This window comes from Caulobacter sp. ALps2 (assembly GCF_058681635.1).
Genome location: NZ_CM178743.1, coordinates 3,578,393 through 3,599,851, shown reverse-complemented (window position 1 = coordinate 3,599,851; position 21,459 = coordinate 3,578,393). Strand labels below are relative to the sequence as shown.

Below are 21,459 nucleotides of genomic sequence, written 5' to 3'. Positions count from 1 at the left end.
ATCCAATTACGTATCAATTTTTGAGCCGAATTCCGCGCTTATTCCCACAAATTGATTGCTGGCCGCACGCATAGAGCACACGAAATTGGCCACCATCGTAAAACAGGAATCCGGGCGCTGGCGCGTCCAAGTCCGTCTCGAGGGTCGCTATCTGGCTGAGACCTTCACCCTGCGCAAGGACGCTGAGGCCCGGGCCCGTCGGGTAGAGCGTGGCCGTCCAGTCAGCTGACGTCCCGCGCCCGATTGAAGATTTGACCAAAGCAGACGCTCGCAAGGCGGGCGCCATCGGGAACTCGGCGCGTTAACAGGCGATGCCTCTAGACCCCTACATCCTTTTCCTTCTGGGCCTGGGCGTGATTGTGCTTTTGGTGGCCTGGCTGCCCTTGGCGTTGCGCAACCTACCGCTCTCGCTGGCCATCCTGTGCGTGGGGGCCGGTGTCGTGGTTTTCCAGTCTGGCGCGCTTTCGTTCCATCCCAATCCGCTGCGCTTTTCCACGCTTACAGAGAAGCTCACGGAATTGGTCGTGCTCGTTTCGCTCATGGGCGCGGGCCTCAAGATTGATCGCCGCATCGGCTGGAAGGCGTGGGGATCGTCCTGGCGCCTGATCGCCATCACCATGCCTCTGACGATCGCTGGCGTCACGCTTGTCGGTGTCCATGGGCTGGGGCTCGGCCTGGCGTCGGCCCTGCTGCTCGGCGCGGTGTTGGCGCCGACGGATCCGGTGCTGGCCTCGGATGTCCAGGTCGGACCGCCTCGGTCTGGGGAAGACGGCGAAGCGCGGTTCGCTCTGACTTCGGAAGCGGGACTGAACGACGGCTTCGCCTTCCCTTTCGTGCACCTGGCCGTGGCCCTGGCCGCGACAGGCGGCGTACTCAGGCCCGATCTCTTGGGTCATTGGCTGGCTGTGGATGCGTTGTGGCGGATCACGGCTGGGATCGCCGTGGGTTGGACGGTTGGCAAGGGCCTGGGATGGCTCACCTTCAAGGCGCCCCGTGCACGATTGTCCGGGACCGGCGATGGCCTCGTGGCGCTGGGCGCGACATTGTTCGCCTACGCCACCGCGGAGGCGGCGCATGGCTATGGCTTCCTGGCGGTGTTTGTAGCGGCGCTCACCCTGCGAGCCGCTGAGCGGGACCATGAATTTCATGAGGCGATGCATGACTTCGCCGAGCAAATCGAACGCCTGCTGATGATGCTGGTGCTCGTGCTGCTGGGGGGCGCCATCGCTAGCGGGCTGCTGGCGCCGCTCACGTGGAGCGACGCGGCGCTGGGCCTGGCGCTCCTGTTCGTCATTCGGCCGCTCGCCGGGTGGATCGGCCTGATCGGCGCGCCGCACTCGCGGCGCGAACGCGCGTTCGTCTCGTTCTTCGGCATTCGCGGAATTGGATCGTTCTATTATCTGGCCTGGGCCCTTAATCACGGTGAGTTCGACGGCTGGGCCCGCCTTTGGGCGATCACTAGCTTCATCGTCCTCTGCTCAATTCTCATTCATGGCGTGACGGCGACGCCGCTGATGCGCACGATCGACAGATGGCGGCGAGGACTTGTTTCTGGTGGCCAGGATGGGAAGGCGGATCCCCCGCCCGCCTAACGCCGACCGCGACCAACGCCGCCGTTGGCTCATTGGGCAGGCAGCAGCGCGTTGAGACGATAGATCGAGATCGTGGCCTCGCCACGCGCGGCGACCAAGGCGTTTTGCGCAGCCAGGGCTTCACGTTCGGCGTCAAGAAGATCCAGGAGGGGCTTTTGGCCGAGCCGAACCTCGTGCCGCACACTGTCCAGCGCGCTGGTCGCGGCCCGGGCCTGGTTCGTGGCGGCGGTTCGCACCGCGCGCGAGGTGACGACATCGCCCCAGGCGCCGATGACCGCCTCGCGCACCTGGTTGCGCGCGGCGTCCAGCCGCGCCTGGGCGAGCCTCAGGCCGGCCCCGGCTTCATCCACGCGCCCACTCACCAGGCCGCCGGAGAACAAGGCCCAACGGCCTTGAATTCCAACCGTCACGCCATCGGCGCGGTAGCCGGGAAAGAACTGGTCGCGCGCGGCGCCGGCCGTTGCCGACAGCGCCAGGCTCGGCGCTCGTTCGGCCCGGGCGCGGCGAACTCCGGCCTGGGCGGCCCGTTCGGCGGCTTGTGCGCCCAGCAGAAGCGGACTTGACCTAGACGCCGTCGCGATCGCCTCATCCAGCGAGGCGGGCGTCGCGGGGCTGGCGATGTCAGTCTCCAGGTCATCGGCCTCGACGCCAACGAGCGAGACGAAATGGGCCCGGCTCCTGGCCAGCTGACCTTCGGCCCGCGCCAGAGCCGCGTGACTTTCAGCCTCGCGGGCCATGGCCTGATCAAGCTCGGTGCGAGGAATCTCGCCGGCCTTGAAGCGCAACCGCGCCTGCGTCGTGATGGTCTCCATCTGGGCGACTTGGGCTCGGCTCAAGGCCAACATATCCTGGGCGCTCAGAACCCCGACATAGGCCCCGGCGACTTGCGCGCTCAGCAGCGCCGCCGCGCCGACGACCTCCGCCAAGGCCACGCTCCTTTCCTCCCCGGCCTGGGCGACGGCGGCGCTGACCGCGCCACCGCTAAAGAGCGGCTGGCGCAGCTGCAGAGACACGGCGCGGGGCGTGACGTCGCTCCGGCCGAAACCGAAGAAGCCGCCAAGGTCGCTGGTCCCGCTGGCGGCCTCGGCCGACAAGGTCAGGCTTGGCAGACGCCCGGCGCGCGCCTGGGCCAGGCGCGCCAAGGCCGCGTCGGACTGGGCCTGCACCTGCGCCATCTCAGGATTGGCGCGCCGCGCCATGGCGATGGCCTCGGGCAGGGTCATGGCCGACGCCCCCGAGGGGGCGAAGGCGATGGACAGCGAGGCCAGGGCGAGAACGGCGCGCATGGGGCTCACCGGAAGGCGACGCCCGGCTTGACGCCGAGTTTCTTGAAGATCATCGCGGCCGGGCAGAAGCCCGTGAAGGCCGCCTGGATCATGTTGAGGCCGGCGAAGATCGACAGGGCGATCCACCAGGGATGAACAAAATGGGCCAACCCAACGCCCAGAAGGACGACAAAGCCGGCGAAGGCTAGAACCATGCGGTCGATGGTCATTATCAAACTCCTCAAGCGACCGAGGCTTTCGCCTCGGCCATGACCTGGCGCGTCCAGGCGACGATCCGCGTGGCGCCGACCTCAATGGGACGGCCGTCGAACAGGTGCTGGCCGCGCTTGGCCGCCAGGACTTTGTCGCCTTGCGTCGCGCGATTGGTCGCCGTGGGCGGGACAAACAAGCTGTCGCATCACAACGTCTTTCGCCTCAGCGCTTGATCTTGTGGATGCCCATGACGTCCAGGGCGAGTTTCTCGTAGAAGGGCTCGCTCTCGCCGCGCCGGACCTTGGCCAGGAAGTATTTCTCGAACCCAACCTTGGCGAGGTGGACCCACTTGCCGCCCGCCGACCAGTTGACGTTACGCGGCGGGATCTGGGGCTGGGCGATAAAGGCCACGCCGCCATCGCCGAAGTCGGCCAGGCAGATGGCGTTCCAGGTCGCCTCATGAGTGGCTGGCTTGCCCTCGACGATCGCCTTGAGATTGTGCGCGATCGCCGTGACCATGCTCTCGATCATGAAGCCGGTCTTGGGCACGCCCACCGGCACCGGCGTCTTGCCGGTCGGGGCGATGGCCACGCACACGCCCAGGGCCATGACGTTCTGATAGGTCGGATTGCGCTGGTGCTTGTCGACCAGGATGAAACCCCGCGGATTGGTCAGGCCGCCGACCCCATGGACAGCGGCCACGCCCCGGAAGGCCGGCAACATCATCGAATAGGCGAAAGGCAGATCGTGCGTCGCCTTGACGGCGCCGTCCTCGGCGATCTCCTCGACGTGCATGACGCCAGCCTCGACCGACGCGACCTTGGCGTTGGTGATCCACTTGATGTGACGCTCGCGCATCTCGCTTTCGAGCAGCCCCTTGGTGTCGCCCACGCCGTCCAGGCCCAGGTGGCCGACATAAGGTTCGGAGGTGACGAAGGTCATCGGAACCTTGTCGCGGATCTTGCGGCGCTTGAGCTCGGTGTCGAGGATCATCGCGAACTCGTAGGCGGGGCCGAAGCACGAGGCGCCCTGCACCGCGCCGACGATGATCGGCCCGGGGTTTTCCACGAAGCGGTCGAAGGCCGCCGCCGCCGCCTCGGCGTGGTCGACGTGACAAACCGACTGGGTGAAGCCCCCGTGCGGGCCAAGGCCGGGGATTTCGTCGAAGGCCAAGTCCGGTCCCGTGGCGATCACCAGATAGTCGTAGTCGAGCAGCACGCCGTCGGTCAGTTCGAGCTGGTCCCGCTCGGGCATGACCTTGGCCGCTCCCACGCCGCGAAAGCCGATGCCCTTCTTCTTGAACACCGGCGGCAGCTTGACCTCGATGGCCTCGCGCTCGCGCCAGTGGACGGCGACCCAGGGGTTTGACGGCACGAAGTGGAAGGTGTCGCCCTGGGAGACCACCTCGACCTGGGCCTTGTCACCCACGGCCTGCTTGATCTCGAAGGCGGCGATCGCGCCGCCCAATCCGGCGCCTAGAATGACGATGCGCGGCTTGGCCATGATCTCGTTCCTCAAACGCGGTGGTCGCCAGCCGAGACTGGGCCCACTCCGCACGGCTCGTTTTGATCAGGATCAGGTTTGAGCCAGACCGTCGGGATACCGTGACCCTATCGATACTTGACTGAATATTCGTAAAGTCGCATATACGCAACTATGAAATTTGAACCCCACGTCCTCAAGGCTTCCGCGGACGACGCCTGCGCCCTGCTCAAGGCGTTGGCCAACCCGCATCGGCTGATGATCGTCTGCGCGCTGATAGACGGCGAGCAGTCGGTGGGGGCGCTCGCTCTGGCGCTGGGGGTTCGCGAGACGCTCGCCTCGCAACACCTGGGGTTATTGCGCCGGGACGGCGTCGTCTCGGCCCGGCGTGAGGGCCAGACCGTCTTTTACGGCCTTCGCGGCGGGCGGGCCCGCGCCCTGGTCGAAACTCTGTCGCGTCTTTTCTGCGCCCGCCCCGAAGCCGCCCCCCATCCCGCCTCGCTCAAGGAGACCCATTGATGTTCGGATCGCCCAAGACCAAGGACCTCACCGCCCAGCAGGTGAAGACCGCCCTCGACGCCCAGGAAATCTTGCTGGTCGATGTGCGCGAGCCGGCCGAGTTCGCCGCGGAGCGCATCCCCGGCGCGGTCAATGTCCCGCTGTCCAGCTTCGACCCGAAGGTCCTGCCGGACGCCAGCGGCAAGGCGGTGGTGTTCAGCTGCGGCTCAGGCAAGCGCTCGGCCACCGCCGTTGGCCACTGCCAGAAGGCTGGTCACGCGCTCGACACCCACCTGACCGGCGGGATCATCGCCTGGAAGGCCGCTGGCCTGCCGACCGTCCGCTAGTCGACCATCACAAGAACACCTGGAGGGGACGCCATGACGGCGCGGCCATATCTGATCAGCGCCTTGGGGGCGGCCCTGCTGCTTAGCGCGTGCAGCGAGTCCAAGTCGCCTCCGGCGCCGGTGGTCAAGGCGACGCCGAAGGCCGATCGCCTGACGATCCGCGCCCAGCTCGTGGCCGACCTGAAGCCGGTTCCCGCCACCCTGACCACGCGCGACATGGCCGAGGCCCGGGCGCGGATTTCCGGGACCCTGGCGGCCTTGGGCGTCAAGGAAGGCGATGTCGTTCGCCAGGGTCAGCTCATTGGTCGCATCAAGGATGACCGGCTGAGCCTGCAGACCGGAGCGTTCGACGCCCAGGTCGCCGCCGCGGCCGCCGAGGCCGCCCGCGCCCAGGCCGATCTGGCCCGCACCCGCGATCTCTTCTCGCATGGCGTCTATGCCCAGGCGCGGCTGGATCAGGTCGAGGCGCAGGCCAAGGCCGCCAACGCGAACCTGTCGGCGGCGCGCGCCCAGCGCGGGGCCAGCGCCGAACTGGGCGCCCAAGGCGCGATCCTGGCGCCGGCCTCGGGTCGTGTCCTGGTCGCCGATCTGCCAGTCGGTTCGGTGGTGACGCCCGGCCAGGCGGTCGCCAAGATCACCGCCGGCCCACTTGTCGTTCGCATCGAACTGCCGGAAGGCCAGGCGCGCGCCCTGAAGGTCGGCGACCAGGTCGATCTCGCCGCCGGGGACCTGCCGGGCGCCGCCGGGCGCGGGACCATCACCCAGATCTATCCGTCGATCACCGACGGCCAGGTCACCGCCGACGTCACCGCCCCCAATCTGCCCGACGACCTGATCGGCCGCCGTGTGCGCGCCGTCATCAAGATCGGCGAGCGCCAGGCGATCGTCATTCCCAGGCGCTATGTCGCCACACGGTTTGGCGTCGATTACGCCCGACTGGTCGGGGCCGATGGCGCGATCTCGGAATCGCCGATCCAGACTCGCGCGGGCCCCGCCGCCGATACTGTCGAGATTCTCTCGGGCCTGCGCATCGGCGACGTGCTGAGCCCGGCGGAGGCCGGCCGATGAACCTGGGCCTTTCGGGACGCCTGACCAAGGCGTCGATCAAGTCGCCCCTGACACCGCTGATCCTGCTGGCGGCGATCGCCGTCGGCTTGCTGGCCCTGATCTCGATCCCACGCGAGGAGGAGCCGCAGATCAGCGTCCCCATGGTCGATATCATGGTCGCCGCGCCCGGTCTGCGCGCGCCCGACGCCATCGAACTGGTCGGCAAGCCACTGGAGACCATCGTCAAGAGCGTCGCCGAGGTCGAGCACGTCTACACCTTCGCCGACGACAACCAGGTGATGGTCACCGCGCGCTTCAAGGTCGGGGTCGATCCCGACGCCGCGGCGGTGCGCATCCACGAAAAAATCCGCGCCAACTATGATCGCATCCCGGCCGGCGTCGCCGAGCCCCTGATCCAGACCCGCGGCATCAACGACGTGCCTAGCCTGGTGCTGACTCTGTCACCCAAAGCCGGCGCCGCCGGCCAATGGACCGATCAGGCGCTGTTTGAACTGGCCGGCAAGCTACGCACCGAAGTCGCCAAGGTCGATGATGTCGGCCTAAGCTTCATCGTCGGCGGACGGCCAGACGAAATCCGCGTCGCCCCCGATCCCGCGCGCCTGGCCCAGCATGGCGTGTCGCTTGGCGCGCTGGTCGACACCGTGCGCCAGGCCAACCGGGCCTTTCCCGCCGGCCAGGTTCGCGGCGGCGGCCAGGCGATCGACGTCACGGCCGGCCGCGGCCTGACCAACGCCGTCGACATAGGCTTGCTGGCCCTGCCCTCGGCCAGCGGCCAGCCAGTCTATGTCCGCGACGTCGCCGACGTCATCCAAGCCCCCCGCGAGGACCAGGCCCGCGTCTGGCGCTACGCCCGCATCGACGGCGCCTGGAGCCAAGCCCCCGCCGTCAGCCTGGCCATCGCCAAACGCAAGGGGGCCAACGCCGTGGTTGTCTCGCGGGCGGTGCTGACGCGCGTCGAGGCCCTGAGAGGCTCGCTGCTGCCCGATAGTCTGGACGTGGCCATCACCCGCGACTACGGGGCCACGGCCAACGAAAAGGCCAATGAGCTCCTGTTCCACCTGGGCCTGGCGACCCTGTCCATCGTGGTGCTGATCGGCCTGGCCATCGGCTGGCGCGAGGCGGCGGTGACCGCGGTGGTCATTCCAACCACCATCCTCCTGACCCTCTTCGCCTCCAACCTGATGGGCTACACGATCAATCGGGTCAGCCTGTTCGCCCTGATCTTCTCGATCGGCATCCTGGTCGACGACGCCATTGTCATGATCGAGAACATCGCCCGGCATTGGGCCATGAACGACGGCCGAAGCCGGATCGACGCGGCGGTCGAAGCCGTGGCCGAGGTCGGCAATCCCACGGTGGTCGCCACCCTGACAGTGGTTTCGGCCCTGCTGCCGATGCTGTTCGTGTCGGGCCTGATGGGCCCCTACATGGCCCCGATCCCGGTCAACGCCTCGGCGGCCATGGTGTTCTCGTTCTTCGTCGCCGTGGTCATCGCGCCCTGGCTGATGGTGCGCTTCGCCCGCAAGACGTTGGCGGCCGGCGGACATGCTCACGACGGCGAGGGCAAGCTGGGCGCGCTCTATCGCCGCGTCGCCGGCCGGGTGATCGCGACCCGCGAGAGCGCCTGGACCTTCCTGATCGGCGTGGGCCTGGCCACCCTGCTGGCCTGCGCCATGTTCGCCACCAAGACCGTGACCGTGAAGCTGTTGCCGTTCGACAACAAGTCCGAACTGCAGGTCGTCCTGGACATGCCGGAAGGGACGTCGCTGGAGGCGACCGGCCGGGCTCTGTCGGACGCGGCGGTCATCACGCGCTCTCTCCCGGAAGTCACCGCGATCGACGCCTATGCGGGAACCGCCTCGCCGTTCAATTTCAACGGCCTGGTGCGTCACTATTATTTGCGCAACCGCCCAGACCAGGGGGATCTGTCGGTGACCCTGGCCGAGAAGGGCGAACGCAAGCGCTCCAGTCACATCGTGGCCTTGGACCTGCGCGAACGCCTGGCCAAGGTCACCCTCCCCGCCGGCGCGTCGATCAAGGTGGTCGAGGCCCCTCCCGGACCGCCGGTGATGGCCACCCTGCTAGCCGAGATCTACGGCCCCGACGCCAAGACTAGACGCGCCGTGGCCGAGCGGGTGAAGGCCGCCTTCAAGGCGGTGCCCTACATCGTCGACATCGATGACAGTTATGGCCAGGCCCGCCCTGGCCTGCGCCTGGTCCCCGACCGCGATCGACTCGAAGCCCTGAAGGTCGATGACCGGCAGGTGCTGGATTCAATCGGCGCGGCCTTCGGCGGTCAGGTCGTCGGTTATGCGCATCGCGGCGAGGGGCGCGATCCTTTGGAAATCTCGGTGCGCCTGCCACAGTCGGCGCGCAGCTGGGGCGAAGACCTGGCGGCGCTGCCCGTCGCCCGGAACCAGGCCGGCCGACTGGTGGAACTGGGCGAGGTGGTCACCGCCACCCAGGAAACTGGCTCGACCCACGTCTTCCGCCGCGATGGCCGTGACGTCGACATGGTCATGGCCGAACTGGCCGGCGCCTATGAGGCGCCGATCTACGGCATGATGGCCGTCGACCGGGCGATCAAGACCACGGATTGGGGCGATCTGCCCAAGCCCGACATCCGCATGAACGGCCAGCCGGTCGACGAGAGCAAACCCACCGTGCTGTGGGACGGCGAATGGGAGATCACCTGGGTGACCTTCCGCGACATGGGCGCGGCCTTCGGGGTGGCGATCCTGGGCATCTACGTGCTGGTCGTCGCCCAGTTCAAGAGCTTCCGCCTGCCGCTGGTGATCCTGACGCCGATCCCCCTGACCCTGGTCGGCATCGTCATTGGCCACATCGTGTTCAAGGCGCCCTTCACCGCCACCTCGATGATCGGTTTCATCGCCCTGGCCGGGATCATCGTGCGCAACTCGATCCTGCTGGTCGACTTCATCCGCCATAGCCAGACCGGCGCTCGGCCGCTGCGCGAAGTGCTGCTGGAGGCCGGGGCGATCCGCTTCAAGCCGATCGCCCTGACCGCCTTGGCGGCCATGATCGGCGCGGCGGTGATCCTGTTCGATCCGATCTTCCAGGGACTGGCGATTTCGCTGCTGTTCGGCCTGGCTTCATCGACGGTGCTGACCGTGCTGGTCATTCCCGCCATCTACGTCGTCCTGCGCGATGACGGCCTCCCATCGCCCGCCAAGGAGTCGTGACCCCGAAGAGGTCGCCGTTCCGCGCCCCCGCGCGCCCCGAGGCGGACCGCCGCGAGGCCCTTGAACGTCTATGCGTATCTTCTACATTAGGAATATGAGTAAGCTCGCCCTCGCCTCGCCGGCCGAAGACGCCCAGGATCTGGCCGCCAGCGCCCAGTCCGCTGCGCGCCTTCTCAAGCTTCTGGCCAGCGAGCAACGCCTGCTGATCCTCTGCCGTCTGATCGACGGCGAGGCTTCGGTCGGCGATCTGGCGACGCACGTGGGATTGGCCCAGTCGGCGACCTCCCAGCACTTGGCCAAAATGCGCGCCGAGGGCCTTGTCGCCACCCGGCGCGAAGCCCAGACCATCTTCTACAGGCTGGACGATCCGGCCGCTGTGCGGGTGCTGGAAACCCTATGCGATGTCTACCGCGGCCAAGCGAAGGCCTGATCTCGGCCTCGGGGCTTAATGCCCCGCCTCATTGACGAGGTCTTCCCGCACCGTCTAGGCAGTGCGGCAGTAGAACTCGCGCCGGTCGGGAAGCCTGGCAAGCCGCTCGCGGATCTTCCCGCGGGCGCGACTGGCGCGCGGCCTGGGTTTGCCGATCCGCCCTTCTAGAGCCCGTCATGCCACTTCCCCTGCCCGCTCCATCCTCGACGCGCTGGCTGGGTTGGCTACGGCGGCGCACCCGGTCGAGCGAACTGTGGCTGATCGCCGTGGCGGTCCTGATCGGTGTGGCGGCGGGGGCGCTGGCGGTGTTGCAGGCCAAGCTCGCCCATGGGCTCCAGGGCCTGTTGTTCGGCATCGGCCTGGACGAGCGACTGAGCGCCCAGAGCGCCATCGCGCCCTGGCGGGCCCTGTCGATTCCGGTGGGCGGCCTGGTGCTTGGCCTGCTGACCTGGGCATGGCTGTCCTATCGCCCCCGACCGGCGGTCGACCCGGTCGAGGCCAACGCGCTGCACGGTGGGCGCCTGTCGCTCAAGGACAGCGCCTTCATCTGTGCGCAGACCCTGATCTCCAACGGCTTTGGCGCTTCGGTGGGGCTCGAGGCGGCCTACGCGCAGGCCGGCGCGGCCGTCGCCTCGTTCGCGGGCCAGAAGCTCAACCTGCGACGCGCGGACATGCGCACCCTGGTGGGAGCTGGCGCCGGCGCGGCCATCGCCGCGGCGTTCGGCGCGCCCCTCACCGGCGCCTTCTATGCCTTCGAGATCGTTATCGGGGCCTACACCGTCGCCAACTTGGCGCCGGTCGCCGCCGCGGCCCTGGCCGCGGCGCTGGTGGCGGGCCGGATGGGCGCCATTCCCTATCTGTTGAGAACGACGACACCCGCGGTTCAATCCTGGCTCGATTATGGCCTCTACGCGCTCCTGGGACTGGTCTGCGCGGCGGCCGGTATTGGTCTGATGCGCTTGGTGGCCTTGGCCGAGCGGGGCGTGGCTCGCAGCGGCCTGCCGCGGGGATGGCGGCCCGCCGCGGGGGGCGTCGCACTGGCGGGCCTAGCGGTGATCACGCCCCAGATCCTTTCGTCCGGACATGGGGCGCTGCACCTTGACCTGATCTCGGACCTTGGTCTCAGGGCGCTGCTAATGCTGCTGGTCCTCAAGGCGCTGGCCTCGGTGCTGTCCTTGAGCTTTGGCTTCCGGGGCGGCCTCTTCTTCGCCTCGCTTTTCCTGGGCGCCCTGATCGGCCAGATAGTCTCGGCTCTGTCGGTAGCGGTCCCCTGGCTGCCGGGCCTTGACCCGACAGTGGCGGCCTTGGTCGGCATGGCGGCCTTGGCCGTGGCGGTGGTCGGCGGGCCTTTCACCATGTCGTTTCTCGTGCTGGAGGCGACGCGGGATTTCACGGTGACGGCCGCGGCTCTGGTCGCCTCGCTGATCGCCAGCACCATCGTGCGCGAAACCTTCGGCTATTCCTTCTCGACCTGGCGGCTGCACCTGCGCGGCGAAACCATCCGCAGCGCCCACGATGTCAGCTGGCTGCGGCCGCTGACCGCGGGGCGGATGATGCGCAAGGACGTGCGGACCACACCAGCGTCGACGACCTTGGCCGAGTTTCGCCGACGCTTTCCCCTCGGCTCGACGCGCCGGGTGGTGATGGTCGACGAGGCCGAGCGCTACGCCGGGGTGATCGTCACCGCCTTGGCCTATGCCGACCCGGGCGGCGAGGAGCGACCGGTGTCGGTGCTGGCGGTCAATCCGGACGCGGCCCTGACGCCAGAGCAGTCGATCAAGGATGTGATGCGCGCGTTCGACAGCACCGAGGCCGATGAGCTGGCCGTGGTCGACGCCGATCGGCGCGTGATCGGCCTGGTGTCCGAGGCCCACGCCACGCGCCGCTATGCCGAAGAACTGGAAAAGGTGCGGCGGGATCTGACCGGCGAGACCTAGTCGGCGAAAACGCGTCGGCGACCGTGGCGACACGCGTCATGAGCCTAGGATTGGTCATCCGGTCTCGGCCTTCGGGGTCTCATGGCTCATCGCCGCGGCGCCAAGCGCGACATGCTCGGCAATGCGTCCATCGGCCTTCCGCTCGCTATAACGATCGACGAGATAGCCGGCCCTGTCGCGGGTCAGCAGGGTGAACTTCACCAGTTCCTCCATCACATCGACGACGCGGTCGTAGTAGGCGGAAGGCTTCATGCGGTTGTTGTCGCCGAACTCCTTGTACGCCATGGGCACCGAAGACTGGTTGGGGATGGTGATCATCCGCATCCAGCGTCCCAGAAGGCGCAGGGTGTTGACCGCATTGAACGACTGCGAGCCGCCGCTCACCTGCATCACCGCCAGGGTCCGGCCCTGGGTCGGCCGTACGCTGCCGATCTCCAGTGGGATCCAGTCGATCTGGGCCTTCATGATCCCGGTGATGGCGCCGTGCCGCTCGGGGCTGCACCAGACTTGCCCCTCCGACCACAGCGAGAGCGCCCGAAGCTCCTGGACCTTGGGATGGTCGGGCCCGGTGGCGTCGGGGAGCGGCAGATCGCGCGGGTCGAAGATCCGGGTCTCGCAGCCCAAGGCCCGCAGGATGCGGGCGGCCTCCTCGGTCAGCAGCCGGCTGAACGAGCGCTCCCGCAGCGAGCCATACAGCAGCAGGATACGCGGCGGATGCGCGGACGGCGCCGTCACCTCCAGCTTTTCCTGGTCGATCGCCGCCAGGAACCGCGGCTGCAGGGCGGGGAACTCGATCATGCAATCAACTCCAACATTCGTCATTGATCGGTCTCATATTTCGATCATATTGGAAATATGGAATCGAAAGCCGCCGCGACGAGCCTGTCCGCCCTCGGCCATGAAGGCCGGCTGGCGATCTTCCGCCTGCTGGTGAAGGCCGGTCCGGCTGGAATCGCGGCCGGCGAGATCGCGCGCCGGCTGACCATGCTGCCCAACAGTCTGTCGGCGAACCTCAACGTGCTGTCGCACGCGGGCCTGATCGGTTCGCGCCGTGAGGGCCGGTCGATCATTTATTCGGCCGACTACGCGGCGATGAGCGGCCTGCTCGGCTACCTGATGGAAGACTGCTGCAACGGGAACTCGGAAATCTGCGCGCCACTCGGCGATATCGTCGCCAGGGCGGCCGACTGCGATGGAACCTGCCTTACCGGATTGGAGACGGCATGACCGACGAAACGCACCACCGCCCGCTCAACGTCCTCTTCCTCTGCACGCACAACTCGGCGCGCTCGATCATGGCCGAGTCGATCATGAATCGGGTCGGCGCTGGACGCTTCAACGCCTATTCGGCCGGCTCGACGCCGAGCGGCGTCCTCGATCCCCGCGCGATCAGCCTGCTGCAACACCTGAATTACAAGACCGACCACCTGCGATCCAAAGCCTGGGACGAGTTCGCGATCCTGAACAATCCCAACGCCCCCGAGCTCGATTTCGTGTTCACGGTTTGCGACAACGCCGCCGGCGAGGTTTGTCCGATCTGGCCAGGCCAGCCGATGACCGCTCATTGGGGCATTCCCAATCCAGGCTCGACCCAAGGGACAGAGGCGGAGATCGCCCTGGCGTTCGCCGACGCCTACCGTCAGCTCAACAGCCGCATCACCCTCTTCTGCGCGCTGCCGATGGCGTCGCTGGACCGCCTGTCTCTGCAACACCGTCTCGATGAGATCGGCCAGTCCAGGGCGCCCGACACGTCCGTCGCCTGATCCCCATCGTTTTCGCATTTCTGGTGAACCATGTCTGACGCCGATTTCCCGATCGTGATCTTCCACAATCCCGCGTGCGGCACCTCGCGAAACGTGGTGGCCCTGGTCCAGGCCGCCGGCTACTCGCCCACGGTCATCGAGTATCTGAAGGCCGGGTGGAGCCACGAGCAACTGCGGGAATTGGCGAGCGAGGCCCAGCTGACCTTGCGCCAATTGATGCGTGAGAAGGGCACGCCCGCCGACCGGTTGGGTCTGCTGGTGGACACCGTAACCGAGGATCAGATCCTCGACGCGATGGTCACCCACCCCATTCTGGTCAATCGCCCGATCGTGGTCACGCCCAAGGGCGTCAAGCTCTGCCGGCCCTCCGAGGCCGTGCTCGACCTGCTCGACCGCAAGCCGGCGAGTTTCACCAAGGAAGACGGCGAAGTCGTCGTCCCGTGATTCTCGCCCTCCTGATCTTCCTGCTCACCATCACCCTGGTCATCTGGCAGCCCAAGGGCCTCAGCATCGGCTGGAGCGCCAGCATCGGCGCGGCGTTGGCCCTGGCCACCGGCGTTGTTCATCTCGGCGACATCGCCACCGTCTGGAACATCGTCTGGAACGCCACCGGCGCCTTCATCGCCGTCATCATCATCAGCCTGCTGCTCGACGAGGCCGGGTTCTTCGAGTGGGCGGCCTTGCATGTCGCGCGCTGGGGCGGCGGCAAGGGCCGACTGCTGTTCGCCGCGATCGTGCTGCTGGGCGCGGCGGTGTCGTCGCTGTTCGCCAATGACGGCGCGGCCCTTATCCTGACGCCGATCGTCATCGCCATGCTCATGGCCTTGGGCTTCAAGGACAAGGCGACCTTGGCCTTCGTCATGGCCGCGGGCTTCATCGCCGACATGGCCAGCCTGCCGCTGGTGGTCTCCAATCTCGTCAACATCGTCTCGGCCGACTTCTTCAAGATTGGCTTCGCCCGTTACGCCTCGGTGATGATCCCAGTCGATCTGGCGACCATCGCCGCCACGCTTGGGGCGCTGATGTTATACTTCCGGCGCGACATCCCAGCCGCCTACGACGTTGGCCAGTTGAAATCGCCGCGCGACGCCATCAGGGACCCGGCGACCTTCAAGGCCGGCTTCCTTGTGCTGACCCTGCTGCTGATCGGTTTCTTCGCCTTGGAGCCGTTGGGCGTGCCGGTCAGCGCGACGGCGGCGCTCGGCGCCGTGGTCCTTCTCGTGATCGCCGGTCGTGGCCGGATAATCAGCACCCGCAAAGTGCTCAAGGGCGCGCCCTGGCAGGTCGTGATCTTCTCGCTGGGCATGTATCTGGTCGTTTACGGCCTCCGAAACGCTGGCCTCACCGATCAGATCGCGGGACTTCTCAACCACTTCGCCAAGGGCGGGGTATGGGGCGCGGCCTTCGGAACCGGCATCCTGACGGCGCTGCTCTCGTCGGTAATGAACAACATGCCCACCGTCCTGGTCGGCGCTCTGTCGATCGAAGCCAGCGGCGCGACGGGGGCGGTCAAGGAAGCGATGATTTACGCAAATGTCATCGGTAGCGACCTTGGTCCGAAGATCACGCCGATCGGATCACTGGCCACATTGCTGTGGTTGCACGTGCTTGGCGCCAAGGGGATCAAGATCTCCTGGGGTTACTATTTCAAGGTCGGGATCGTCCTGACGACGCCGATCCTTCTTGTGAGCCTGGGCGCGCTGGCGCTGAGACTCGCCGCCTGAGCTTCCATTCACCTCGGGCGGACGACGCGGCGGATCCGCGCAGACCGCGAGGTTGGCGAAGAATCGTCTCTTGGCGGGCGGATTTGATCTCAAGCAAACACGAACGCCGCCGCGAGCGCAGGCTTGCCCGCGAAAGGGAGGCCTTCATGAGCGACCATCTTGCCGTTTTCGACACCACGCTGGGAGAGTCCCATCTCTGGCTCAAGGCGGTGGCGGCCGAGCTTTCGCCCTGCGACCAGCACCAGGCCTATCTGGCGCTTCGCGCTACGTTGCATGTGGTGCGCGACAGGCTGAATCCAGACGCGGCGATGCATGTGGCCGCTCAGCTGCCCTTGCTGTTGCGTGGCGTGTTCACCGAAGGCTGGCGGCCGTCCACGACCCCGAGCGATGATCGGCATCTGGGCGCGTTTCTCGATCGCGTGGAACGGGATTTGCCCGATGACTTTCCAATCGAGACTGAAAGCCTGGTCAGGGGCGTTCTTCGAGCCCTGGTCAACCTGACGTCGGAGGATATCTGGATCAAGGTCCTGCGCCAGCTGCCCGCGCCGGTTCGGAGCCTTTGGCCCAGCAGCCTGGCGACGCTGTGAGCACGTCCCCTCCCCGTCCCGCCATCTTGGCCGGCTTTGCCTGCTCGCTGGCGATCGGTCTGCTGGCGAGCTGCGCCAGCGCGCCAGCGATCGACGCGTCGCGGCCCTACGGGGGCGCCGCCGCGCGCGGCGCTGACCTGGCCAGGGCCCAGTGCGCGGCTTGTCACGCCATCGGGGTCGGGGCTCATCATCCGGCGACAGAGGCTCCAGACTTCGCCAGCGTCGCCGCGCGTTACCGTGACTATCGCCTCGATTGGGAGCTGGAGGCCATCTCCAGCGTCGGTCACTATCGGATGCCTCGTAAGCCGCTGACCCAGGCTGAGATCGCCGATCTCACCGCCTTCATCCGCAGCCAGGAGCAAGCTCCGCCCCGGCCTTAGCGGCGCGGGGTAGCCGGCCTCGAAGAAGCGGCGACAAGCGGCCTCGATCGTCAAGTCGCCGAGCGCGCCTGCCGAGCCCTCGGTTCGAACCGGGCCGCCTTGCGCGCCGGGTCGAAATCGTCAAATGGCGCGCCGGCGCGTCGGGCCGCGGCGATGAAGCCGCTGGCGCAGCGCAACGCGTCAATATTGGCCTCCTGGACATCGGCCCAGGCGTCGAACAGGGCGACCTTGTCCGGCGCGAGCGCGCTGTTGGCGCGATCAAGGACCTGGGCGAGCCGGGCATGGGCGTTGGCTTCCACCGCGTAGACATACTGGCATTGCTGCAAGGCCTCTTCGAAGGCCAACCGATCATCCGCCCGAACCCCGCTCGGCGGGCGCATGGGCAACAGCGCCATGGCCGCGCCACGGCAGGCGTCACGCGCGGCACGGACCGGGCCCGACGGCGCTTGTGGATTGGACGGCGGCGGCAGGGTCTCGGCGACGACGCCGACCGCCTGATCGCACGGCGCCGTGGTCGCCTTGAGCACGATCCATTGCTGGCGAATTTGGCCACGCAGAACGTTGGAGGCCTGATCCCGCGGGGACGCGCTCATTGGCGGCGCCTCGACAAATCCGGTTAGTCGCCACGCCACCAGGATGACGATTATCAGGCCGAGCACCGCCGCCCATAGCCAGAGGCGTATCCCGCGGCTCGCCACCTCCGGCGGGCCATCCGGCATCGCCGATGGCGGCTTCGAGGAACTCGCGGTCATTGCTCCGCGCGCCGCCGCGCTTTCAAAGCCCAGGGCAGCGACGCCAAGATCAGGAAGACGGCCGCGGTGGCGCGGAAGTCGCCCCAGGCCGGCGCAACGCCGATGGTCAGCAGCCCAAGAGCGATGGGACCCACCATGGCCAGCAGGACCCAGGCCCGATCACGCCAGGCGCCCACGGTCGCCGGGGCGGCGACTCCCAGGAGCGCGACGGCCTGAACGGCGCAGGTCGCCCAGGCTAGGTGCTGCGGCAACGGAAAGGCGAAGGGATCCGCCAAGGCCAACCACGTCCCCAGGGCGCCAGTGACCAGGCACCAGGCCATGATCCACCAGACCGCACCCGTGCGTAGGGCCCCCCACAGACCCGCGACCGCGCCGAAAATCAGACAGGCTTGCAGGAAGCTCGCGGAGTTTCGCCCCATGATTGGCGCCGCCAGAGCGACGATCGGGAAGACCCATCGGACGTCGAAGCGCTCCACACGCGTGGCGCGGAGCAACCTTCGTCCTTGGCGCGCGACCCGCCGCGCCCAGGTCGGACGCATTCTCAGGACATCGGGTTCGCCCATGGGGCTCTCCTCGCGTTAGGGCTTGGCGATCGGCTGCGCGGCCGGCTCGTGATACGGCGGACGAAGGCGGCGCAAGTTCTGGCAACTGGCCATCGCGACGACGAGCACCACGACCGAGGCCGCGAGCAGGATGAAGCGCCGCGACCTGTGATCGGGCGCGCTCATCGTCGTCCACCACCGCGCTGATCGCGCATGATCGGACCCGGGCCGCTGGTCGCGAGGATGGTGGTCGCGCTGATCGAGACGATTAGCGCGACGAAGCCGGCGAGGTGGACCAGAATGAAGATGGACTGCCAGATCGACATGGGCGGACCTCCGTTTGAGACCACCCTGCCAGAGGGGACGCCGAGCAAATTGATCTTCGGCAAGAGCGCGACAATAACGGCGCCGCCGGGTTAGATCGGGGGCGTCAGATCCGCTTCCGGCGTCGCGCGTTCGTCGAATGTCCGCGCGATCACCGACAGGAATGGCCGTCCCAGGTCCAGCACCGTGATACGGCCAGCCTCGATTCGAACCAGACCATCCCTTTCGAGTCCCCTCAGATTCACGAGCAATGGCGCCAGATGGTCGCCTGGCAGGTCGTGCGCCGCGCAGACGCGTGGAAGATCGACCACGCATCGCGTCATCAGGGCCTCGATAACCGCGCTTCGCAGACGATCTTCTGGGGTAAGGATCAGCCCGCGATCAACCGGCAGGCGCCCCGTCGCCAGGGCGGCGCGCCAAGCGACCTCGTCCACGAGGTTTCGAACACAGGCCCCGTCCAGCCGCGTTACGGCGCGGGGTCCAAGGCCGATCAGCACACCGCCCGCCCCTTGTCCATCAGGGCCGAGATCCGCGCCCAGGACGAAGTGATCCGGGCCTACCGCCTGGTAACCTGCCTCCATCAGGATCGCGCACGCCGCCAGATGTTCGTCCAGCCGCTCCATGGCCGCGGCCAAGAATGCCGCGCTGGCTGGACGATCGCCCCCCGCGTCGGCCCATGAGCGCGCGCGGGTCAACACCACCTCGTCGGGCGCCAAGGTCAACAACTCGCGCACCGCCGCGGCGATGTCCCGCGCCCGCTGGCTGGGCCCGCCATAGTCGAGATCGAGCCTGATGCGGTCAACGCCGCTGGTTCTTAGCCAGCCGACGGCCTGGGCCAGCCGCGCCGAGCCCGACGCGTCTGTCGAGGCGTCGAGGTCGTGCGCATCGATCCGGATATCGGCCTCAACAAGTCCGTGGAAGACCGCCGCCCGCACCCAGGCCTCGGTCAGGGTCGGCAGGTCGAGGCTAGCGGCGATCCTGGCCGCCGGGCGGATTGAGAACACGTGGCGCAGCGCCGCGAACAGGCGGACCAGATCGTCTCGCGACAGCCGGTTCGCCACGCCGCCCCGCAACCGCAACTCGGTGATCGTCAACCGTCCGGACACGGCGCTTTCGACCAACGCGAGCTCGTCGATCAGGGACTGAACGAAATCGGTCGTCACGGACGGGGATATCGGCGTCGCCGGCGATGGAAGGCTGATAGCGACACGAGCCGTGGCGGCCTGATCGATCCCGCCCAGCCAATCGGCATAGGTCTCGGGCGCGATCGGCGCGGTGAACTGCTCGGCCGAGGGATAGGATCCGTAACGCGGCGCGGCTTGGTCGTAACGCGCCAGCAGGCAAAGCCATCGCGACCGCGAGGCCTGTGGCGTCTGTGGCTCGACATGCCAGGCGCTCATGGCTTGACGACCTTCTGGCAGTCCCCGCGCCGGCCTCGCGTGACGTAGCAGTCGCGCTTCTTGGCTTTCCGGGGATCAAGGCTTTCGAGATAGGCCTTCAGGTCGGCGACCTCATCGTCATCGAGCCTGGCCATGGGCATGCGCGGATGGGTGCGGGGCGAGCCCTCCTCGGGTGGCTCGCGCGGCGCGAGCATGCCTTCGGCCAGGATCGTGTCGAGGCCGCCTTCGAAGTATCGGCGATGGAGGTTGGCGAACGGCGGCGCATCGGCCAACGGGCTCGGGCCCGAACCGATCGCATGGCAACCGCCGCAGTGGCGGGCAGCTAGGCGCTCGCCGTTGAAGGCGGCGGGGCTGACCGGTCGGGGTTCGGCTCGGACCTGCCCGGTCCACACCGTCGCGCCCAGGGCAAGGCCGAGGATCAGCTCGCGCGGAATCTGGATGGTCATTGGCGATCCTCGAAGTCCAGCACCACACGGCCTTCGATCTCACCGCGCCCCATGCGCTCGAAGATCTGGTTGATCGCGTGCAGTCCCTCGGCGTGAACGGTGGCGCGCACTCGGCCGTCGGCGGCGAAGTCGAGCGCTTCCTGAAGATCGAGCCGGGTGCCGACGATCGAGCCTCGGATGGTGATCCCCCGCAAGACCGTGTCGAACACCGACAGTGGAAACTCGCCCGGCGGCAAGCCATTGAGCGACACGGTTCCGCCTCGTCGGACCATGGCGATGGCCTGGGAAAAGGCGCTGAGCGACACCGCGGTGACCAAGACGCCATGGGCGCCGCCTATGGCGTTCCGCAGAAAGGGGCCAGGATCGGTCTCACGCGCGTCGAGCGTGATCGTCGCCCCAAGGTCTCGCGCGAGCCTCAATTTGTCGGCGTCGACGTCGACGGCCGCCACTTTGAACCCCATGGCCTTGGCGTACTGCACCGCCAGGTGTCCCAGCCCGCCGATGCCGGAAATGGCGACCCAGTCGCCGGGCTTGGCGTCCAGCACCTTCAGGCCCTTGTAGACAGTCACGCCCGCGCAGAGGATCGGCGCGGCCTGCAGATAACTCAGGCCGTCGGGCAAACGTCCGACGTAGTCCGCGTCGGCCACGACATAGTCGGCGAAGCTACCGTCGACGGAATAGCCGGTGTTGCGCTGAGCTTCGCAGAGCGTCTCCCAGCCGCCGAGACAATGGCTGCAACGACCGCAGGCCGAGTGCAGCCAGGGCACGCCAACCCGATCTCCAAGCTTCAGGTGATCTACACCCTTGCCCAGTTCGACGACCTCGCCCACGCCCTCATGGCCCGGGACGAACGGCAGGGTCGGCTTGATCGGCCAGTCGCCATGGGCGGCGTGGAGATCCGTGTGGCAGACGCCGCAGGCGGCGATCCTGACCAGAACCTCGCCGCGACCAGGCTTGGGCCTGGGAACCTCTTCCAAGACCAGGGCCTGGCCGAAGGCTCTGACGACGGCGGCTTGCATGGTTCGGCTCATGACGGCGCTCCTCACGGTATTCTTGTGCGAGGCATACGTCGGGGCCGGCGGCAGGGCAGTTGGGAGTTATACGTAGACGACGTTCAGGGCGCGGCGACCAGCCGCTCGACGGCGTCCGCGAACGCGATGTCGACCAGGGGCTTTTCGACCACGCGACTGAAGCCGATCTTGAGCGCCTCGTCGATGAGCGGTCCCGAATGGAAGGCGGTGATCAGCAGGGCCCGGCCATTCCAGCCTTCGTCGCGCAACCGCCGTAGGATCATCAGGCCGTCGAGGTCGGGCATGCGGTAGTCGGCCACCAAGGCGTCCGCCGCCAAACGTTCGGGATCGGCCAACAGGGCCAAGCCCGATCCGTAGGCGCGAACCTCGAACCCACGACCCGTCAGGAGCAGTTGCAGCGCTCGGCGCACAGCGGTGTCGTCCTCCACCAAGAGGAGTCGCGGTCGTCTGGATGTCGAGGTCTTTGACATGTCGG

26 protein-coding genes are annotated in these 21,459 nt (G+C 67.4%); 13 read left to right on the top strand and 13 right to left on the bottom strand.

Going from position 1 to position 21,459, the window contains the following annotated elements:
- The first annotated feature begins 311 nt into the window (after positions 1–311).
- Entirely contained in the window at positions 312–1,592 is a 1,281-nt protein-coding gene (locus tag ACW173_RS17165; RefSeq protein WP_492081274.1) for a cation:proton antiporter, read from the top strand.
- 29 nt (positions 1,593–1,621) lie between these two features.
- Here ACW173_RS17165 and ACW173_RS17160 read toward each other — a convergent pair whose 3' ends face one another.
- From ACW173_RS17160 to ACW173_RS17145, 4 genes are read right to left on the bottom strand one after another with little or no spacing between them, the layout of a single operon-like run.
- A complete protein-coding gene (locus tag ACW173_RS17160) occupies positions 1,622–2,878 on the bottom strand; it encodes a TolC family outer membrane protein (RefSeq protein ID WP_492081273.1) in 1,257 nt (418 codons plus the stop codon).
- Positions 2,879–2,883: 5 nt separating this feature from the next.
- A complete protein-coding gene (locus ACW173_RS17155; protein WP_125158031.1) occupies positions 2,884–3,087 on the bottom strand; it encodes a YgaP family membrane protein in 204 nt (67 codons plus the stop codon).
- Between the two features lie 11 nt (positions 3,088–3,098).
- Positions 3,099–3,266 (bottom strand): hypothetical protein, encoded by a 168-nt coding sequence (locus tag ACW173_RS17150; RefSeq protein WP_492081271.1) that lies wholly within the window; start codon positions 3,264–3,266, stop codon positions 3,099–3,101.
- Positions 3,267–3,292: 26 nt separating this feature from the next.
- On the bottom strand, positions 3,293–4,573 hold the full coding sequence (locus ACW173_RS17145; protein WP_492081269.1) for an NAD(P)/FAD-dependent oxidoreductase: 1,281 nt from the start codon (positions 4,571–4,573) through the stop codon (positions 3,293–3,295).
- Between the two features lie 153 nt (positions 4,574–4,726).
- Here ACW173_RS17145 and ACW173_RS17140 point away from each other — a divergent pair, with 153 nt between their 5' ends.
- The 6 genes from ACW173_RS17140 to ACW173_RS17115 all read left to right on the top strand — a co-directional run bounded on the left by ACW173_RS17140 (position 4,727) and on the right by ACW173_RS17115 (position 12,035).
- Entirely contained in the window at positions 4,727–5,071 is a 345-nt protein-coding gene (locus tag ACW173_RS17140; protein WP_492081267.1) for an ArsR/SmtB family transcription factor, read from the top strand.
- Positions 5,071–5,397, top strand: coding sequence for a rhodanese-like domain-containing protein (locus tag ACW173_RS17135; RefSeq protein ID WP_492081265.1), 327 nt, complete (start codon positions 5,071–5,073; stop codon positions 5,395–5,397). Before ACW173_RS17140 ends, ACW173_RS17135 begins: the two co-directional genes overlap by 1 nt.
- 33 nt (positions 5,398–5,430) lie before the next feature.
- Complete coding sequence (locus tag ACW173_RS17130) at positions 5,431–6,465, top strand: efflux RND transporter periplasmic adaptor subunit (protein WP_492081263.1); 1,035 nt, start codon at positions 5,431–5,433, stop codon at positions 6,463–6,465.
- Positions 6,462–9,668: an efflux RND transporter permease subunit gene (locus tag ACW173_RS17125; RefSeq protein WP_492081261.1), complete on the top strand. Its 3,207-nt coding sequence runs from the start codon at positions 6,462–6,464 to the stop codon at positions 9,666–9,668. Before ACW173_RS17130 ends, ACW173_RS17125 begins: the two co-directional genes overlap by 4 nt.
- 94 nt (positions 9,669–9,762) lie before the next feature.
- A complete protein-coding gene (locus ACW173_RS17120) occupies positions 9,763–10,098 on the top strand; it encodes an ArsR/SmtB family transcription factor (RefSeq protein WP_492081259.1) in 336 nt (111 codons plus the stop codon).
- A gap of 176 nt (positions 10,099–10,274) precedes the next feature.
- Positions 10,275–12,035, top strand: coding sequence for a chloride channel protein (locus ACW173_RS17115; RefSeq protein WP_492081258.1), 1,761 nt, complete (start codon positions 10,275–10,277; stop codon positions 12,033–12,035).
- A 54-nt stretch (positions 12,036–12,089) separates the two neighbouring features.
- Here ACW173_RS17115 and arsH read toward each other — a convergent pair whose 3' ends face one another.
- Positions 12,090–12,833 (bottom strand): arsenical resistance protein ArsH, encoded by a 744-nt coding sequence (gene arsH, locus ACW173_RS17110; protein ID WP_492081256.1) that lies wholly within the window; start codon positions 12,831–12,833, stop codon positions 12,090–12,092.
- Positions 12,834–12,890: 57 nt separating this feature from the next.
- Here arsH and ACW173_RS17105 point away from each other — a divergent pair, with 57 nt between their 5' ends.
- The 6 genes from ACW173_RS17105 to ACW173_RS17080 all read left to right on the top strand — a co-directional run bounded on the left by ACW173_RS17105 (position 12,891) and on the right by ACW173_RS17080 (position 16,489).
- Complete coding sequence (locus ACW173_RS17105) at positions 12,891–13,262, top strand: ArsR/SmtB family transcription factor (protein WP_492081255.1); 372 nt, start codon at positions 12,891–12,893, stop codon at positions 13,260–13,262.
- Positions 13,259–13,798 carry an arsenate reductase ArsC gene (locus ACW173_RS17100; protein ID WP_492081254.1) on the top strand — a complete coding sequence of 180 codons (540 nt, stop codon included), beginning with the start codon at positions 13,259–13,261 and terminating at the stop codon, positions 13,796–13,798. Before ACW173_RS17105 ends, ACW173_RS17100 begins: the two co-directional genes overlap by 4 nt.
- Positions 13,799–13,828: 30 nt before the next feature.
- Entirely contained in the window at positions 13,829–14,242 is a 414-nt protein-coding gene (gene arsC / locus ACW173_RS17095) for an arsenate reductase (glutaredoxin) (protein WP_492081252.1), read from the top strand.
- Positions 14,239–15,522: an arsenic transporter gene (locus tag ACW173_RS17090; RefSeq protein ID WP_492081251.1), complete on the top strand. Its 1,284-nt coding sequence runs from the start codon at positions 14,239–14,241 to the stop codon at positions 15,520–15,522. The genes arsC and ACW173_RS17090 overlap by 4 nt, the downstream gene beginning before the upstream one ends.
- Before the next feature lie 83 nt (positions 15,523–15,605).
- Positions 15,606–16,109 (top strand): DUF2267 domain-containing protein, encoded by a 504-nt coding sequence (locus ACW173_RS17085; RefSeq protein WP_492081250.1) that lies wholly within the window; start codon positions 15,606–15,608, stop codon positions 16,107–16,109.
- Positions 16,106–16,489: a c-type cytochrome gene (locus tag ACW173_RS17080; RefSeq protein ID WP_492081249.1), complete on the top strand. Its 384-nt coding sequence runs from the start codon at positions 16,106–16,108 to the stop codon at positions 16,487–16,489. The genes ACW173_RS17085 and ACW173_RS17080 overlap by 4 nt, the downstream gene beginning before the upstream one ends.
- Before the next feature lie 50 nt (positions 16,490–16,539).
- On the opposite strand, the gene ACW173_RS17075 is transcribed toward ACW173_RS17080, so the two are convergent.
- The 8 genes from ACW173_RS17075 to ACW173_RS17040 all read right to left on the bottom strand — a co-directional run bounded on the left by ACW173_RS17075 (position 16,540) and on the right by ACW173_RS17040 (position 21,454).
- The gene (locus ACW173_RS17075) at positions 16,540–17,241 is read right to left on the bottom strand and encodes a hypothetical protein (RefSeq protein ID WP_492081248.1); all 702 of its coding nucleotides are present in this window, start codon (positions 17,239–17,241) and stop codon (positions 16,540–16,542) included.
- Positions 17,238–17,804: a hypothetical protein gene (locus tag ACW173_RS17070; protein WP_492081247.1), complete on the bottom strand. Its 567-nt coding sequence runs from the start codon at positions 17,802–17,804 to the stop codon at positions 17,238–17,240. The genes ACW173_RS17075 and ACW173_RS17070 overlap by 4 nt, the downstream gene beginning before the upstream one ends.
- A gap of 15 nt (positions 17,805–17,819) precedes the next feature.
- A complete protein-coding gene (locus ACW173_RS17065) occupies positions 17,820–17,969 on the bottom strand; it encodes a hypothetical protein (protein WP_492081246.1) in 150 nt (49 codons plus the stop codon).
- Positions 17,966–18,109, bottom strand: a complete 144-nt coding sequence (locus ACW173_RS17060) for a hypothetical protein (RefSeq protein ID WP_492081244.1) — start codon at positions 18,107–18,109, stop codon at positions 17,966–17,968. Before ACW173_RS17060 ends, ACW173_RS17065 begins: the two co-directional genes overlap by 4 nt.
- 90 nt (positions 18,110–18,199) lie before the next feature.
- Positions 18,200–19,507, bottom strand: a complete 1,308-nt coding sequence (locus tag ACW173_RS17055) for an oxygen-independent coproporphyrinogen III oxidase (protein WP_492081243.1) — start codon at positions 19,505–19,507, stop codon at positions 18,200–18,202.
- A complete protein-coding gene (locus ACW173_RS17050) occupies positions 19,504–19,953 on the bottom strand; it encodes a c-type cytochrome (RefSeq protein WP_492081241.1) in 450 nt (149 codons plus the stop codon). The genes ACW173_RS17055 and ACW173_RS17050 overlap by 4 nt, the downstream gene beginning before the upstream one ends.
- Positions 19,950–20,984: an alcohol dehydrogenase AdhP gene (gene adhP, locus ACW173_RS17045; RefSeq protein ID WP_492081240.1), complete on the bottom strand. Its 1,035-nt coding sequence runs from the start codon at positions 20,982–20,984 to the stop codon at positions 19,950–19,952. The genes ACW173_RS17050 and adhP overlap by 4 nt, the downstream gene beginning before the upstream one ends.
- Positions 20,985–21,067: 83 nt before the next feature.
- On the bottom strand, positions 21,068–21,454 hold the full coding sequence (locus ACW173_RS17040; protein ID WP_492081239.1) for a response regulator: 387 nt from the start codon (positions 21,452–21,454) through the stop codon (positions 21,068–21,070).
- Positions 21,455–21,459: the final 5 nt, after the last annotated feature.

Excerpts from the sequence above, each read along its gene's own strand:
- ACW173_RS17145 (WP_492081269.1), bottom strand. The coding sequence starts at position 4,573 with ATGGCCAAGCCGCGCATCGTCATTCTAGGCGCCGGATTGGGCGGCGCG.
- ACW173_RS17105 (WP_492081255.1), top strand. The coding sequence starts at position 12,891 with ATGGAATCGAAAGCCGCCGCGACGAGCCTGTCCGCCCTCGGCCATGAA.
- ACW173_RS17100 (WP_492081254.1), top strand. The coding sequence starts at position 13,259 with ATGACCGACGAAACGCACCACCGCCCGCTCAACGTCCTCTTCCTCTGC.
- ACW173_RS17115 (WP_492081258.1), top strand. The coding sequence starts at position 10,275 with ATGCCACTTCCCCTGCCCGCTCCATCCTCGACGCGCTGGCTGGGTTGG.
- arsC (WP_492081252.1), top strand. The coding sequence starts at position 13,829 with ATGTCTGACGCCGATTTCCCGATCGTGATCTTCCACAATCCCGCGTGC.
- ACW173_RS17130 (WP_492081263.1), top strand. The coding sequence starts at position 5,431 with ATGACGGCGCGGCCATATCTGATCAGCGCCTTGGGGGCGGCCCTGCTG.
- ACW173_RS17155 (WP_125158031.1), bottom strand. The coding sequence starts at position 3,087 with ATGACCATCGACCGCATGGTTCTAGCCTTCGCCGGCTTTGTCGTCCTT.
- adhP (WP_492081240.1), bottom strand. The coding sequence starts at position 20,984 with ATGAGCCGAACCATGCAAGCCGCCGTCGTCAGAGCCTTCGGCCAGGCC.
- arsH (WP_492081256.1), bottom strand. The coding sequence starts at position 12,833 with ATGATCGAGTTCCCCGCCCTGCAGCCGCGGTTCCTGGCGGCGATCGAC.
- ACW173_RS17135 (WP_492081265.1), top strand. The coding sequence starts at position 5,071 with ATGTTCGGATCGCCCAAGACCAAGGACCTCACCGCCCAGCAGGTGAAG.
- ACW173_RS17160 (WP_492081273.1), bottom strand. The coding sequence starts at position 2,878 with ATGCGCGCCGTTCTCGCCCTGGCCTCGCTGTCCATCGCCTTCGCCCCC.
- ACW173_RS17075 (WP_492081248.1), bottom strand. The coding sequence starts at position 17,241 with ATGACCGCGAGTTCCTCGAAGCCGCCATCGGCGATGCCGGATGGCCCG.
- ACW173_RS17070 (WP_492081247.1), bottom strand. The coding sequence starts at position 17,804 with ATGGGCGAACCCGATGTCCTGAGAATGCGTCCGACCTGGGCGCGGCGG.
- ACW173_RS17065 (WP_492081246.1), bottom strand. The coding sequence starts at position 17,969 with ATGAGCGCGCCCGATCACAGGTCGCGGCGCTTCATCCTGCTCGCGGCC.
- ACW173_RS17120 (WP_492081259.1), top strand. The coding sequence starts at position 9,763 with ATGAGTAAGCTCGCCCTCGCCTCGCCGGCCGAAGACGCCCAGGATCTG.
- ACW173_RS17055 (WP_492081243.1), bottom strand. The coding sequence starts at position 19,507 with ATGAGCGCCTGGCATGTCGAGCCACAGACGCCACAGGCCTCGCGGTCG.
- ACW173_RS17125 (WP_492081261.1), top strand. The coding sequence starts at position 6,462 with ATGAACCTGGGCCTTTCGGGACGCCTGACCAAGGCGTCGATCAAGTCG.
- ACW173_RS17040 (WP_492081239.1), bottom strand. The coding sequence starts at position 21,454 with ATGTCAAAGACCTCGACATCCAGACGACCGCGACTCCTCTTGGTGGAG.
- ACW173_RS17165 (WP_492081274.1), top strand. The coding sequence starts at position 312 with ATGCCTCTAGACCCCTACATCCTTTTCCTTCTGGGCCTGGGCGTGATT.
- ACW173_RS17060 (WP_492081244.1), bottom strand. The coding sequence starts at position 18,109 with ATGTCGATCTGGCAGTCCATCTTCATTCTGGTCCACCTCGCCGGCTTC.
- ACW173_RS17140 (WP_492081267.1), top strand. The coding sequence starts at position 4,727 with ATGAAATTTGAACCCCACGTCCTCAAGGCTTCCGCGGACGACGCCTGC.
- ACW173_RS17050 (WP_492081241.1), bottom strand. The coding sequence starts at position 19,953 with ATGACCATCCAGATTCCGCGCGAGCTGATCCTCGGCCTTGCCCTGGGC.